Genomic DNA, 15,244 nt, shown 5'->3' on the forward strand with positions numbered 1-15,244 from the left:
TCACTCCTTTAATCTTCGAACAAAAAATCGCACCGCGGCACGCACGGCGATCCAGGCCTTATTTGTAGCTGGCCCAAGACTTGCCAACAAACGACGATTAGGCGAGATATCATTCCGTTTATTCATGCAAAGAATAAAAAGAGGCATGCCGTGCTGAACAAAAGACATTTGCCCTCGATCACCGCGCTGCAGTGTTTCGAGGCCGCCACCCGCCACCTGAGCTTCACCCGCGCCGCCGAGGAGCTGAACCTCACGCAAAGCGCAGTGAGCAAACAGGTCGCGCAGTTGGAGGAATTACTCCAGCACCTGCTGTTCCGCCGCGTACGCCGCCGCTTGCAGATGACTCCGGCAGGTGACCTGTACCTGGTGGAAGTACGCAAGATCCTCACGCAGGTGGAGATGTCCACCCACTACCTGCGCTCCTATGGCGGCGAGACCGAAGTGTTGCGCGTGTCCACCCCCTACACCTTTGGCGCGCGCTGGCTGGTGCCGCGCCTCAAGGGCTGGCGACTGCGCCACCCGCAGATCCACCTGGACCTGTGCAACGAACAGGAGCCGGACGAACTGCTGCAAGGCAAGGCCGACATGGCCTTCTACTTCGGCCAGGGCTCGCGCCCCGGCACCGAGAGCCTGAAACTGTTCAGCGAAGAGCTGGTACCGGTCTGCGCCCCGGAAAGCCTGCCGGCGCAGCCGTTCACCGATCCCACGCAACTGAGCGACCTGGTGCTGCTGCAAAACGCCTCGCGCCCCCAGGGCTGGCACGACTGGTTTGCCGACCAGGGTTATCACACCGAACACAGCTACCACGGGCCGCGTTTCGACACCTTTTATATGTGCATTCGTGCGGCGCAGGTCGGTTGCGGCGTGGCCTTGTTGCCGCGCTTTCTGGTGGAGGAAGAACTGGCCGACGGCAAGCTGGTGATCCCCTGGCAGCATGCAATGCCCAGCCACGACGCTTATTACCTGGCCTTCCCGGAACACGCGGCGGAGGTGCCCAAGGTGCGGGAGTTTGTGAAGTGGATGATGGAGCAGGTTATTTAGCGCCTGGAAAATCGCTATCGGGAGCAAGTCGAATCGTCGCACCGCCCCTCCTACATCTGGAACGCATTCCAAGTGTGGGAGGGGGCTTGCCCCCGATGGCGCCAGTGGCCTTGGAAAAAAATCACTGGCAAACCTACCCGCGTCTATGCGCCACTAGCCCCCTTCCTTAATTGTGCGTAAAGGTCGGCGCCCATCGCCCGACCTGTCTGGAGATTCCCGTTATGAGCGAGAGTGTGTTTGCCGATCGCATCGTGCAGAACTTGCTCGACACCGACTTCTACAAGCTGACCATGATGCAGGCGGTGCTGCACAACTACCCCAACGTGGAAGTTGAATGGGAGTTTCGTTGCCGCAACAGCGAAGACCTGCGCCCGTACCTGGCGGAGATCCGCTACCAGATCGAGCGCCTCGCCGAGCTGAGCTTGAGCCCGGATCAACTGGGGTTCCTGGAACGCATCAGCTTTATGAAGCCGGACTTTTTGCGCTTTCTCGGGCTGTTTCGCTTCAACCTGCGCTATGTGCAGACCGGCATCGAGAACGGCGAGTTGTTTATCCGCCTGCGCGGGCCGTGGCTGCATGTGATTCTGTTTGAAGTGCCGATGCTGGCGATCGTCAGCGAAGTGCGCAACCGCTACCGTTACCAGACGGTGATCCTCGAACAGGCCCGCGAGCAGCTGTACCGCAAGTTCGACTGGCTGACGGCCAACGCCAGCAGCGATGAGCTGTCCGAGCTGCAAGTAGCCGACTTCGGCACGCGCCGACGCTTCTCGTACCGCGTGCAGGAAGAGGTGGTCAGCGTGCTCAAACATGACTTCCCCGGGCGTTTTGTCGGCACCAGCAACGTGCACCTGGCCCGCGAGTTCGATATGAAGCCACTGGGCACCATGGCCCATGAATGGATCATGGCCCACCAGCAACTCGGCCCGCGCCTGATCGACAGCCAGATCGCCGCCCTCGACTGTTGGGTCCGCGAATACCGTGGCCTGCTGGGTATCGCCCTGACCGATTGCATCACCACCGACGCCTTCCTTGGCGACTTCGACTTGTACTTCGCCAAGCTGTTCGATGGCCTGCGCCATGACTCCGGCGACCCGGTGCAGTGGGCCGAAAAAGCCATCGCCCACTACCACAAGCTGGGCATCGAGCCGATGAGCAAGACCCTGGTGTTCTCCGACAGCCTGTCGTTGCCCAAGGCCTTGGAAATATTCCGCGCGCTGCGTGGTCGCATTAATGTGAGCTTCGGCATCGGCACCAACCTGACCTGCGATATTCCAGGGGTGGAACCGATGAGCATCGTGCTTAAAATGACCGCCTGCAATGGCCAGCCCGTCGCGAAGATCTCCGATGAAGCGGGCAAGACCCACTGCACCGACCCGAATTTTGTCGCCTATTTGCGTCATGTTTTCAAAGTACCTGCCATCTCTAGCAAGGAGTGAATCATGCAAGCCGTACAGCGTGAGATTGCTGAACAGCTCAAGGTCCAAGCACCGTTCAAGGACCAGGCCGCCCTCGAGGCCGAGGTCGCCCGGCGCGTAGCGTTTATCCAGGACTGCCTGCGTAATTCCGGGCTCAAGACACTGGTGCTGGGCATCAGCGGCGGCGTCGACTCCCTGACTGCCGGCCTCTTGGCCCAACGCGCGATGCAGGAACTGCGCTCCCGCACCGGTGACGAGGCCTACCGCTTTATCGCCGTGCGCCTGCCCTACGAAACCCAGTTCGATGAAATCGATGCCCAGGCCTCGGTGGACTTTATCGACCCGGACGAGCGCCACACCGTGAATATCGGCCCGGCGGTGAAAGCCCTGGCCAATGAAGTGGCGGCGTTTGAAGGCAAGGCGGCGGTGTCCCGCGACTTCGTGCTCGGCAACACCAAGGCGCGCATGCGCATGGTGGCGCAGTACACCATCGCCGGCGCGGCCAGCGGCCTGGTGATCGGTACCGACCATGCGGCGGAAGCGGTGATGGGCTTTTTCACCAAGTTCGGTGATGGCGCCTGCGACCTGGCGCCGTTGAGCGGCCTGGTGAAAAACCAGGTACGCGCGATTGCACGGTTCTTTGGTGCGCCGGAGTCGTTGGTGGAGAAGGTGCCGACGGCCGATCTGGAAGACCTGTCGCCAGGCAAACCGGATGAAGCGTCACATGGCGTGACCTATGCCGAGATCGATGCGTTCCTGCACGGTGAGCCGGTGCGCGAGGAAGCGTTCCGGATCATCTGCGAGACGTACCGCAAGACCGAGCACAAGCGGGTGATGCCGTTTGCGCCGTGAGGTGAGCCAGATAGTGGTGTGTTGATTGGCAGGCAGTCATCGGGGGCAAGCCCCCGATGAACGATAACGCGGTCTTACTTCAAGACCACAGTGCCTTTCATCATCGAGATGTGGCCTGGGAACGAGCAGAAGAACGCGTAATCCGTACCGGCCGCCAGTTTCGAGACATCGAAGGTCACCGAATCCTTCTCGCCGGCACCAATGATCTTGGTGTGGGCGATGATGCGGTCGTCACCCTCTTTCAGGTAGTTCTTGTCGATGCCAGCAGCCATGCCATCAGTGGCAACCGGCTGCATGTTGGCGGCGCTGGTCAACACCCAGTTATGACCCATGACGTTTTTCGGCAGGCTGCCGGAGTGAGTCAGCTCGACAGTGAACGTCTTGCAGCTCTTGTCGATCGTGATTTCCTTGGTGTTGAAGGACATCTGGTCAGTGGAGTCGACGGTGACCTTGCACTCTGCAGCAAGCAACTGGCCGCTGGCCAGAGTCAGCAGGGAAACAGCAACGAGTTTGGCAAACATGTGAATCTCCAAGGCAGGGTTTAAACAACGCGTAATGCGACAAGGGTGCCTGAGGCAGGCAAAAATTCTTATGACCTGAATCAACAGATTGTATACAACTTTAGGCTATCAGACTTATCGACACAATCAACCAGCCAAAGTGCCGCAGGCTGTCTATGATCGGCCCATCACCCACTGGAGCCCGAGCCATGCACCTCAACCAACTGTTCAATGGCCTCCTGGCCGCGTACGCCTGCGGTAAGTGAAGGCCAAGCGCCCCTTGAAGCTGCTACCATGTCGTCCCAAGGCAGCTGCGCGCCGCCACCCTCACCTTCGACCCTAGAGGATCGCCCATGGCCAAACCTAATTACTCCTTCGCCAAACGTCAGAGAGACTTGGCCAAGGAACAGAAGAAAGAGGAAAAACTGCAACGCAAGAAAGCCGCGGTAGATGAAGAAGCGGGCGCACTCAACCCGGATGCTGATGGTGAAGTAACGAACGACGAGACTGAAACACCAAAAGATCCAGCTGAATAATTTTCGTTGTGGTGAGCAGGCCACCCCGGCTCACCACGCTCCCCTGCTATTCCAGCGGCATCACCGTCACCCGCACCTCCGGGTCATGGCTCCCTCCCCCCAGAATCACCCCACGCAACGGCGACACATCGGAGAAGTCCCGGCCCCAGGCCAGGGTGATGTGCTCCAGTGCCGGCTGCACATTGTTCGTCGGATCGAAATCCACCCACCCCGATACCGGGCAATACACCGAGACCCACGCGTGGGAGGCATCGGCGCCGATCAGCCGTGGCTGGCCGGGCGGTGGCTGGGTGAGCAGGTAGCCGCTGATGTAACGCGCCGCCAGGCCGCGCGAGCGCAGGCAGGCGAGCATCAGGTGGGCGAAGTCCTGGCACACGCCGCGGCGACGCTCCAGCACTTCCACCAGCGGCGTGGCGACCTGGGTGGCTTCGGCATCGAAGGTGAATTCACTGAAGATCTTTTCCATCAGCGCCTGCACACCCAGCAGCAACGGTTTGCCAGGAGGAAAACAGCTTTCGGAAAATTCGACGAAGGTTTTCTTCAAGTGCACGTAGGGCGATTCGAAGCGATAGCGACAGGCTTCGATCAACTCGAGCGACAGCGGCTGGCTGCTGTAGGTCAGGCTGTCGCGGGTCTGGTCCCAGGCGGGCGACTGCTGGAAATCCAGCACCGGCCGCGCCAGCACTTCCACGGTCAGCCCGGCGTTCACCAGTAATTCATCATGGGGCCGCTCGAACGCCAGGCGGGTGATCGGGTTGCCGAACACGTCCAGCTCATCCCGGCGTGCGGACGGCGGGGGGCTGATATCCAGTTGCTGGGCGCTGCAACGCTGCCAGGCGCACGGCCTCGGCCATAAATGCGCGAGCTGCTGGGCCAGGGACACCGGGCTGTCGTAGTGGTAATGGGTATCGTGGAAAATCTGGTAGCGCGCACTCATCACACCGACACCGTTTGCTGACTGACATCATCCACATGGGCAAAGTGGCGCAAAGCCAGACGATCCGATACCTGCCCACTCTCATCGGCGACCGCCTGCAGCAGGTCGGCCAGGCCTTCAAGTGCGGCACGCACGCTGGATTCGCCAAACAACGGGTTCTCCAGGCACGCCAGGTCGAAACGCGCCAGGCGCTCCACCAATGGGCCCAGGCCGGTTTCCCGAGGCACACCAAAATCGTCGTTGAGACGTCGCAGCGTGCGGCTCACCAGCTTGAGCTGGAACAGCACCGCGTGGGGGTTTTGCTCGTCCAGCAGCAGCAGGTCGAGTACCGGGATCAGCTGCGGCACCGCCAGGTAGCGCGAGCGGTAGGTGATGCTGCTGTTGCCCAGCTCCAGCAACCACTCCAGGCCCGCTTGATCGAACACCGCCACGCCGCGCAGGAATGCCGCCAGGCTGCTGCTGAGAAATTGCAGGCGCTCGATGCGCCGGCCCATCATCAGGAAGCGCCAGCCTTCGTCGCGGGTCATGTCGTCGAGGGCAAACCCGGACAGCGCCGCCAGGGACATCACCAGGCGGTTGAGGAAGTCCAGCAACTCACCAAAATCCGGGCTTTCGCTCTCCAGCTCCAGGGCTTCGCGCTGCAACTCCACCAGGGCCTGCCAGTTTTCACGGGACAGCTTGCCGCGCACCTGGGACGCCGCCCACTGCAAGCGTTGCAGGTTGGCGCGCAGGCTCGACGGCCAATCATCGCCGAGCAAGGCCGCCTGCAAACGCTCGGGCAGCTCGCCCTCCTCCGGCAGCAGGCGCAGGTTTTCACCCAACTCGACCGCCGCCTGCAAGGCCAGGGGGTCATCGCCGTCGACATAGCGCGCCAGCACGATGCGCAGCCAGCGTGCGCTGTCGTCGCAGCGTTCGCAGTAACGGCCGAACCAGAACAGGTTTTCCACCACGCGGGACGGCAGATAAGGGTCGCGACGCACCAGGTCGTGTGCACCGATCGCGCGCTGGGCGCGCCAATGCTCGCCACCGCTGGCACGTTCGCCCAGCACCCAGGTGTCCTTGCTGGCGCCGCCGCGCTGCATCGACACCACTTCGGCATCGGCGTCGGCCGCCACGCGGGTCAGGCCGCCGGGCAATACACGGTAGCCCTCCGCGCTGGCCACGGCATACACGCGCATGCCGATGGCGCGGTGTTGCAGGTGATCCTCCACGGTGTGCCACACCGGTGCCTGGGACAGTTGCGCCAGCTCCTGGGCGACGTAGGCGTAAGGCCGCGCACGCATGCGTTCGGCCAGGGCCTGGCGTTGCTCGTCGTTCAAGTCGCGACCGAATACCGGGGTGAAACTTTGCGACGGAAACGCTGGCTTGATCAGCAGTTCCGGCAGTTTCTCCAGGGCTTCGGCGAGCACCGGCGCCTCACCGCACCACCAGGTGGCGATGGAGGGCAAGAGCAATTCTTCGCCGAACAGGAACTGGTTGATCCTGGGCAGAAAGCCGAGCAAACCGGGGGATTCCAGCACGCCGCTGCCCAGGGCATTGGCCACCAGCACATTGCCCTGGCGCGCGGCGTCGAGCAGGCCGGGTACGCCGAGGGCGGAGTCGGTGCGCAGCTCCAGCGGGTCGCAGAAGTCGTCGTCGAGGCGACGCATGATCGCGTGCACCCGGCGCAGGCCACTGAGGGTTTTCAGGAACACCGTGCTGTCGCGCACCGTGAGGTCGCCGCCTTCCACCAGCGGGTAGCCGAGCTGACGCGCGAGGTACAGGTGTTCGAAATAGCTCTCGTTGAAACGCCCAGGGGTGAGCAGCACGATCAGCGGCGGCTGGTCATCGCTCGGCGCCTGGCGGGCCAGGGTTTCCTGGAGCGTGCGGAAGAAACCGGTGAGGTGCTGCACCTGCAGATCACGGTACAGGTCCGGGAAGGCGCGGGACACGATGGTGCGGTTTTCCAACGCATAACCGGCGCCCGAAGGCGCCTGCGTGCGGTCGGCGGTGACCCACCAGCGGCCATCCGGGGTACGCGCCAGATCCACGGCATACAGGTGCAGAAACGCACCATCAGGCGGTTGGATGCCCTGGCACGGCCAGAGGAAATTGTTATGCCCGAACACCAGCTCGGCCGGCAGCAGGCCTTCCTTGATCAAGCGTTGCGGCCCGTAGAGGTCCGCCAGTACGGCGTTGAGCAGGCGCGCACGCTGGGCGATACCGGCTGACAGCTGCTGCCATTCATCGGCCGCCAGCACATGGGGCAGCAGGTCCAGTTCCCACGGGCGATCGGCGCCCTTGGGGTCGGCGTAGACGTTATAGGTGACGCCGTTTTCCTGGATCTGCCTTGTCAGCAGCGCCTGGCGCTGGGCCAGTTGCGCGGGTGTGCTGCGTTGCAGGTGATCGAGCAAGCGCTGCCAATGGGCGCGTACTGCGCCACTGTCGTCCAGCAGTTCGTGATAAGTACCCGCGGTCAGCGGGTATTGGTCGAGCAAGTCGGGCATGGAACGCTCGGCAGAGGCAAAGGGGCTCAGTTTAATTCAAATTCACTGCAATCTAATGTGGGAGGGCGCTTGCTCCCTCCCACATTGTGATCGCTTTTAGTCATTTTTATTGGGGTGACGCCGCAGATCCAGGGTCATCGGCAATTCGTCATTGATCACAACACTCGGCACGGTGAGCTTGCCAGGCGTGTGGCCGAGACGGAAAAACCGCGCCATGCGCCGGCTCTCCGCCTCATTGGCGTTTACCGGCAGGCTGTCGTAGTTACGCCCGCCCGGATGCGCGACATGGTACTGGCAGCCGCCCAGGGAGCGTTGCATCCAGGTGTCCAGCAGGTCGAACACCAGCGGCGCGTGCACCGGGATGGTCGGTTGCAGGCAGTTGGCAGGTTGCCAGGCGCGGTAACGCACGCCGGCGACGAACTCGCCAATGCGCCCGGTCGGTTGCAGTGGCACCGGGATGCCATTGCAGGTCAGCAGGTAGCGTTGCGGCGGCAGCCCGCTCACCTTCACCTGCAAGCGCTCCAGGGACGAATCCACATAGCGCACCGTGCCGCCCACCGCGCCCTCTTCGCCCAGCACATGCCAAGGTTCCAGGGCCTGGCGCAGTTCCAGCTCGATCCCGCTGACGGCGTAATCGCCCACCTTGGGGAAGCGGAACTCCAGGTGCGCGGCGAACCATTCGGCGCGCAACGGGTAACCGGCGGCGTTCAACTCGACGATCACATCGGCAAAGTCCTGCTCGATAAAGTGCGGCAACAGGAAGCGGTCATGCAATTCGGTGCCCCAGCGCGCCAGTTTCGGCGGCGCATAGGGTTCACGCCAGAAGCGCGCGACCAAGGCCCGCAGCAGCAATTGCTGGGTCAGGCTCATGCGTGCGTGGGGCGGCATTTCAAAGGCACGCAACTCCAGCAGGCCCAAGCGGCCGGTGGCGCCATCCGGCGAATAGAGTTTGTCGATACAGAATTCGGCGCGGTGGGTGTTGCCCGTCACGTCGATCAACAGGTTGCGCAGCAGGCGATCCACCAACCACGGCGGGCATTCTTCACCCGGCCGCGGCATTTGCGCAAAGGCGATTTCCAGCTCATACAGCGCGTCGTTACGGGCTTCGTCCACCCGCGGTGCCTGGGAGGTCGGGCCGATAAACAGGCCGGAAAACAGGTACGAGAGCGAGGGGTGGTTATGCCAATAGCTGATCAGGCTGCGCAGCAGGTCGGGCCGGCGCAGGAATGGCGAGTCCTTGGGCGTCGCGCCCCCCAGCACAAAGTGGTTACCGCCGCCGGTGCCGGTATGGCGGCCGTCGATCATGAACTTCTCGGTGGTCAGCCGGGTTTGCCGCGCCTCCTCGTAGAGGAATTCGGTGCGCTCCACCAACTCGTCCCAGGTCGCGGACGGCTGTACGTTGACCTCGATCACACCCGGATCCGGCGTGACGCGAAAGTTGCTCAGGCGCATATCGAACGGCGGTTCGTAGCCTTCCAGCAGCACCGGGCAATGCAGTTCCTCGGCGGTGGCTTCGATGGCTGCCACCAGTTCCAGGTAATCCTCGACGCGTTCCAGGGGCGGCATAAACAGGTACAGGCGCCCTTCCCGCGCTTCGGCACACAGGGCAGTGCGGGTCAGCCAGTCGGCGGACTCGTCGACCTCGGGCACTCGCTCGTCGTTCGGCGCGGGTTCGCCATGGCTTTGCAGTTGCGCACTGGTCGGCAGTTCCGGCTGATCCTGGTTAGGGTCGGTGGGGTGCACGAACGGATACTCCGCCGCCGTCACCCACGGCTGCGAGGCCAACGGCAGGCGATAGCCCAGCGGCGAATCCCCCGGCACCAGGCGGCAATGGTTATCGCGCAGGTACCAGCGCCCGCTCTGCCAGCGGTCATTGGCCGCCGTACGCGCCAGCGGCAGTACCTGGCCGATGACTTTATCCAGGCCCTGGCTGAACACCTTGCGCAGGCGTTCGCGCTCCAGCTCGTCACTCAAGCGCGGGTCCTGGGCCGTGACGTTTTGCGGCAACGCACCTTCGCGCCACAGGTAGTAGAAATTGTCTTCGTAGGCCGGGAATACAAAGCGCGCCGGCAACTTCAGGCGCTCGGCGACGCTGGCCAGGAAGCGCCCGGCCATTACGCCATCGGCGCCGTAGTCCTGTTGTTCATCGGCGATCAGCGCGCTGTTGTGCCAGATGGGCACGCCGTCACGGCGCCAGTAGCAGTTAAGCGACCAGCGCGGCAATTGCTCGCCGGGGTACCACTTGCCCTGGCCGAAGTGCACCAGGCCCTTGGGTGCGTAGTGCTTGCGCATGCGCTGGAACAGCTCGGCGGACAAGCGCCGCTTGTCCGGCCCGAGGGCTGCGGTGTTCCACTCGGCGCCGTCAGGGTCGTCGATGGAGACGAAGGTCGGCTCGCCGCCCATGGTCAGGCGTACATCATCCTTGAGCAGGTCGCCATCGATCTGCCGGCCCAGGGCCTGGATCGCCAGCCATTGCTCTTCGGTGTAGGGCTTGGTGACCCGTGGCGCTTCCCAGATGCGCTCCACCGACATCTCGTGGGTAAATTCGCACTCGCAGGGTTCCACCAGCCCACTGATCGGCGCGGCGGACGATGGATCGGGACTACAGGCCAACGGGATATGCCCTTCACCGGCGAACAGCCCGGAGGTGGCATCCAGGCCGATCCAGCCGGCACCGGGCAAATACACTTCGCACCAGGCGTGCAGGTCGGTGAAGTCGACTTCGGTGCCGGAGGGGCCGTCGAGGGCTTTGACGTCGGCGGTCAGCTGGATCAGATAACCGGACACAAACCGCGCCGCCAACCCGAGGTTGCGCAGCAATTGCACCAGCAGCCAGGCCGAATCACGGCAGGAGCCGGAAGCATTTTCCAGGGTGAATTCCGGGGTTTGCACCCCCGGTTCCATGCGGATCAGGTAGCCGATGTCGGCGGCCAGGCGCTGGTTGAGGCCCACCAGGAAGTCCACGGCCGGCAACGGCGTGCGGTCGATACCCGCCAGGTAGGCGGCAAACCTCGGCGTCAGCGGCAGGGTTTCCAGGTACGGCGCCAGCTCGCGCTGTTCATCGGCGGCGTAGCTGAAGGGGATTTTTTCGGCGTAGGGCTCAAGGAAAAAATCGAACGGGTTGAACACCGCCATCTCGGCGACCAGGTCAACCTCGATGCGCAGTTCATCGGTCTTTTCCGGGAACACCAGACGCGCCAGGTAATTGCCCTGGGGGTCCTGCTGCCAATTGATGAAGTGCTGCTCGGGCAGCACTTTGAGTGCGTAGGACAAAATCCGCGTGCGGCTATGGGCCGCCGGGCGCAGACGCACAATCTGTGGGCCGAGTTCGACCGCGCGGTCGTAGCGGTAATGCGTAACGTGGTGCAACGCGACATGAATCGACACGGCGGCCTCCTGCGAGCCAGGGCATGGACACAACGCGCGCAAGACTTATGCCAGAGCGGCGGTCATTGCGCTTTATCGTAAGACCCGGTGCAGTACAGCACCAAAACGGCGCCGACGGTGGTGTCGTGGTGCAGGCGCCGCACATATTTGCGGCGTTAATGTGAGGATGGGTGGCGAATCTACCCAATCAACGGGTTTTGCGCTTTGCGATTACGGCTGGTTTAACCGCCTGCCGAATGCGACGGATTCCCACGAGTTTCATGCGCATCTCTCGCTGAACCTTGCTGTTAAGTGTCAATAATCCGAGCAATGGGAATAACAGCGCCAACCCATACAGGACTTTGTGAGGCTGGAATTGAACCATCGGAACTACAAACAGCAGACAGGCGACATAGATACCGACCATTACCCACACCCAGGAGGGTCGGCCCCGCAAAATCATAAAGTTGCTATGAACCGTCAACAGAATGAGCAGCGCCCCGGCAGACATGATCTTGAGCCCCACTTGAGCCATCGGCGCATCACGAAAATAGGTGATGAACGCCAGCGCCACAGCCAACGCCAAAGAAAAACACGCAGCAAATACGCCGCTCATAAACGTCAGAAAGTATTGTCTGAAAAAGTCGCGTAGCGTCATCAATTCGCTCATTCGCTTACCTCCTCGTACAGTCCAATCGCGATGGTGTTGACGTTTCCGGAGTAGGCACTCCCGCCAAACCCAACGCTTGCGCCCAGGACGTCTTTGATCTGGGTAGTGGTGCTGTGCTTGAGCTGCGTAGGGGTGAAACGCTTGGTGAGTTCGCCCGACGCCTGCCTCAATTTGATCATCTTCGCGGTCAAGCTGGGATGGTTGATGCTCAGCAGCTCTTTCGTCAGCTTGGCTCTTTCCTGGCGATTCAAACCGCGAAGCACATCACGCAGGCTCTTGCCCGTCGATGCTTTGGCGGCCCTGACCAGCTTGACCGTCGTCAGGGCCGAAGCGCCCACGCCAGCCAGTGATACGGCGTCCAGCACGATGGACGCATTCTGGTACCAGCCTTCACTGTCGAGCGAATCCTTGACCTCCGGTTTGGCGACTTCCAGCGCTGTTCGGGCAATGCCGTTGAAACACTGAAGCGTACTTGCGCCGGCAGCCGCATACCCCACTACAACGATGACGGAACTGGCGCCAGCGCTGAAAGGCACCAGAATTGTTCCACTGGCGATCGCAGCCCAACTGATGACCGCCCCCAAGCAGGAGATTCCGGTATTCACGGCTTCGCCAATCAGTCGCGATTCTCGAGGATTGCTCACGACATGTTGAGCAAACTGTGTTGGCGCAATGTACTTCTGCGCTTCACGCAAAATGATGCGCTTGGGCTTGATGCTGCAGATGGGCTTGAATTCGCGCAGGGTAATGACATTGAAATCAGCGTCGATATACACCACCCCCGCGCCGACGATGCTGGGGTCGGCGTCGATGGCCGCGAACAGCCGTGGCAGGTTGATCTGGCTTTCGATGCGCTGGCGCGCCATGAACTGGGAGCGGTTGGAGTCCATGCCGATGCCGGCCAGGGGGTTGCCCATGGGGTGTTCTTCCTTGAAGGGGTGGAGACTGGACTGACGCTATCGGGGGCAAGCCCCCTCCGACACTTGTCTGTATTCGCAATCCAATGTGGGAGGGGGCTTGCCCCCGATAGCGATTTAATGGGCGCCACCTTACCAAACAGCCTCCCCACCGCCTAGAAAGCAAAACGCCAGCACAAGGCTGGCGTTTGCATTTTCAAGCGACGATCAACGCGGCACAACCGGCTTGCGGGCCGGCTTGCCGCCCTTGCCCTTGGCCGCATCACTGCGTTCCTTGGCCGCCTGCTTGTTACGCGCCTGGGCCGCCGCCTTGGCTTGCTCACGCTTGTCCCACGGGTTGCTGCCGTCACTGCCACGGGGCGGCAAGCCGGTGTGCTGGGTGAGGATCCTGGTGGTGGTTTCCTTGGCGACCTTGTGGCTGCCAGCCGGCGTCGAGTTCTTGCGACGGGCGCTCTGGTAGCTGTCGGTGCTCGGCTGGTGCAGCGGGATCAGCTGGTCCTTGCCCGGCCCGATCAGGTCGGCACGGCCCATGCGGGTCAGCGCTTCACGCAGCATCGGCCAGCCCTTCGGGTCGTGATAGCGCAGGAACGCCTTGTGCAGGCGGCGCTGCTCTTCGCTCTTGACGATGGTCACCGCGTCGCTCTTATAGGTGACCTTGCGCAGCGGGTTCTTGCCCGAGTGATACATCGCGGTGGCGGTGGCCATCGGCGACGGGTAGAACGCCTGCACCTGGTCGGCGCGGAAGCCGTTGCCCTTGAGCCACAGGGCCAGGTTCATCATGTCTTCATCGGTGGTGCCCGGGTGGGCGGCGATGAAGTACGGGATCAGGTACTGCTCCTTGCCCGCTTCCTTGGTGTACTTCTCGAACATGCGCTTGAACTTGTCATAGCTGCCGATGCCCGGCTTCATCATCTGGTTGAGCGGACCTTCCTCGGTGTGTTCCGGGGCGATCTTGAGGTAGCCACCGACGTGGTGGGTGACCAGCTCCTTGACGTATTCCGGCGACTCGACCGCGAGGTCGTAGCGCAGGCCGGAAGCGATCAGGATCTTCTTCACCCCCGGCAATGCACGGGCGCTGCGGTACAACTGGATCAACGACGAGTGGTCGGTGTTCAGGTTCGGGCAGATACCGGGGAACACGCACGACGGCTTGCGGCACGCGGATTCGATTTCCGGGCTCTTGCAGGCAATGCGGTACATGTTCGCGGTCGGGCCGCCGAGGTCGGAGATCACACCGGTGAAACCCGGCACCTTGTCGCGGATCTCTTCGATTTCGCGAATGATCGACTCTTCGGAACGGTTCTGGATGATCCGGCCTTCGTGCTCGGTGATCGAGCAGAAGGTGCAGCCGCCGAAGCAACCACGCATGATGTTCACCGAGAAACGGATCATGTCGTAGGCCGGGATTTTCTCCTTGCCGTACGCCGGGTGCGGAACACGGGCGTACGGCATGCCGAACACGTAGTCCATTTCTTCGGTGGTCATCGGAATGGGCGGCGGGTTGAACCATACGTCCACTTCGCCGTGCTTCTGCACCAGGGCGCGGGCGTTGCCTGGGTTGGTTTCCAGGTGCAGCACGCGGTTGGCGTGGGCATAGAGCACGGCGTCGCCACGGACTTTTTCCACCGAGGGCAGGCGGATCACGGTCTTGTCGCGGGTCATGCGCGGGCTGGCCAGGATCTGCACGACCTTGGCTTCTTCCGGATCATCGACCGGCCCCTTTTCCTGCTCGATGGCGCAGGCCTGGGTGTCCTGGGTGTTGACGTACGGGTTGATGATCTTGTCGACCTTGCCCGGGCGGTCGATACGTGTGGAATCCACTTCGTACCAGCCGGCTGGGGTATCGCGACGGATGAACGCGGTGCCGCGCACATCGGTAATGTCTTCGATCTTGTGGCCCCACGACAGGCGCTGGGCGACTTCGACGATGGCCCGCTCGGCGTTGCCGTACAGCAGGATATCGGCGGTGGCGTCGATCAGGATCGAGTTGCGCACGCGGTCCTGCCAGTAGTCGTAGTGGGCGATGCGGCGCAGGGATGCTTCGATGCCGCCGAGTACGATCGGCACGTTCTTGTAGGCTTCCTTGCAACGCTGGCTGTACACCAGGCTGGCGCGGTCCGGGCGTTTGCCGGCCATGCCGCCTGGGGTGTAGGCGTCATCGGAACGGATTTTCTTGTCGGCAGTGTAGCGGTTGATCATCGAGTCCATGTTGCCGGCCGCGACGCCGAAGAACAGGTTCGGCTCGCCCAGTTTCATGAAGTCGTCTTTGGACTGCCAGTTCGGCTGCGCAATGATCCCGACGCGGAAGCCCTGGGACTCCAGCAGCCGGCCGATGATGGCCATGCCGAACGACGGGTGGTCCACGTAGGCATCACCGGTGACGATGATGATGTCGCACGAATCCCAGCCAAGCTGATCCATCTCCTCCCTGCTCATCGGCAGGAATGGCGCAGGGCCGAAACATTCGGCCCAGTACTTGGGATAGTCAAATAACGGCTTGGCTGTTTGCATGACGGTGACCGGT

The 15,244-nt window shown here is 62.2% G+C and carries 11 protein-coding genes; 4 read left to right on the forward strand and 7 right to left on the reverse strand.

Annotated elements, in window-relative coordinates:
* Positions 1 to 150: 150 nt before the first annotated feature.
* The 3 genes from C8K58_RS09060 to nadE all read left to right on the forward strand — a co-directional run bounded on the left by C8K58_RS09060 (position 151) and on the right by nadE (position 3,308).
* Positions 151 to 1,041, forward strand: a complete 891-nt coding sequence (locus tag C8K58_RS09060; protein WP_092358962.1) for a LysR family transcriptional regulator — start codon at positions 151 to 153, stop codon at positions 1,039 to 1,041.
* Between the two features lie 221 nt (positions 1,042 to 1,262).
* A complete protein-coding gene (gene pncB / locus C8K58_RS09065; RefSeq protein WP_012721934.1) occupies positions 1,263 to 2,477 on the forward strand; it encodes a nicotinate phosphoribosyltransferase in 1,215 nt (404 codons plus the stop codon).
* Between the two features lie 3 nt (positions 2,478 to 2,480).
* The gene (nadE, locus tag C8K58_RS09070) at positions 2,481 to 3,308 is read left to right on the forward strand and encodes an ammonia-dependent NAD(+) synthetase (protein ID WP_027607697.1); all 828 of its coding nucleotides are present in this window, start codon (positions 2,481 to 2,483) and stop codon (positions 3,306 to 3,308) included.
* A gap of 74 nt (positions 3,309 to 3,382) precedes the next feature.
* Here the strand turns inward: nadE and azu are convergent, their stop codons facing one another.
* Positions 3,383 to 3,829, reverse strand: a complete 447-nt coding sequence (gene azu / locus C8K58_RS09075) for an azurin (protein WP_027607696.1) — start codon at positions 3,827 to 3,829, stop codon at positions 3,383 to 3,385.
* A 332-nt stretch (positions 3,830 to 4,161) separates the two neighbouring features.
* Here azu and C8K58_RS09080 point away from each other — a divergent pair, with 332 nt between their 5' ends.
* On the forward strand, positions 4,162 to 4,344 hold the full coding sequence (locus C8K58_RS09080; RefSeq protein WP_027607695.1) for a hypothetical protein: 183 nt from the start codon (positions 4,162 to 4,164) through the stop codon (positions 4,342 to 4,344).
* Between the two features lie 46 nt (positions 4,345 to 4,390).
* Here the strand turns inward: C8K58_RS09080 and C8K58_RS09085 are convergent, their stop codons facing one another.
* The 6 genes from C8K58_RS09085 to C8K58_RS09110 all read right to left on the reverse strand — a co-directional run bounded on the left by C8K58_RS09085 (position 4,391) and on the right by C8K58_RS09110 (position 15,231).
* Positions 4,391 to 5,281 carry a transglutaminase family protein gene (locus C8K58_RS09085; RefSeq protein ID WP_108573625.1) on the reverse strand — a complete coding sequence of 297 codons (891 nt, stop codon included), beginning with the start codon at positions 5,279 to 5,281 and terminating at the stop codon, positions 4,391 to 4,393.
* Positions 5,281 to 7,767 (reverse strand): circularly permuted type 2 ATP-grasp protein, encoded by a 2,487-nt coding sequence (locus C8K58_RS09090; RefSeq protein ID WP_108573626.1) that lies wholly within the window; start codon positions 7,765 to 7,767, stop codon positions 5,281 to 5,283. Before C8K58_RS09090 ends, C8K58_RS09085 begins: the two co-directional genes overlap by 1 nt.
* Before the next feature lie 96 nt (positions 7,768 to 7,863).
* Positions 7,864 to 11,154 carry a DUF2126 domain-containing protein gene (locus C8K58_RS09095; RefSeq protein ID WP_108573627.1) on the reverse strand — a complete coding sequence of 1,097 codons (3,291 nt, stop codon included), beginning with the start codon at positions 11,152 to 11,154 and terminating at the stop codon, positions 7,864 to 7,866.
* Between the two features lie 187 nt (positions 11,155 to 11,341).
* Positions 11,342 to 11,803 (reverse strand): hypothetical protein, encoded by a 462-nt coding sequence (locus C8K58_RS09100; protein ID WP_027607692.1) that lies wholly within the window; start codon positions 11,801 to 11,803, stop codon positions 11,342 to 11,344.
* Entirely contained in the window at positions 11,800 to 12,720 is a 921-nt protein-coding gene (locus C8K58_RS09105; RefSeq protein WP_027607691.1) for a hypothetical protein, read from the reverse strand. The genes C8K58_RS09100 and C8K58_RS09105 overlap by 4 nt, the downstream gene beginning before the upstream one ends.
* 207 nt (positions 12,721 to 12,927) lie before the next feature.
* Entirely contained in the window at positions 12,928 to 15,231 is a 2,304-nt protein-coding gene (locus C8K58_RS09110) for a YgiQ family radical SAM protein (RefSeq protein ID WP_027607690.1), read from the reverse strand.
* Positions 15,232 to 15,244: the final 13 nt, after the last annotated feature.

The sequence above is a fragment of the Pseudomonas sp. GV047 genome, assembly GCF_003058245.1.
GTDB classification, from domain to species: domain Bacteria; phylum Pseudomonadota; class Gammaproteobacteria; order Pseudomonadales; family Pseudomonadaceae; genus Aquipseudomonas; species Aquipseudomonas marginalis.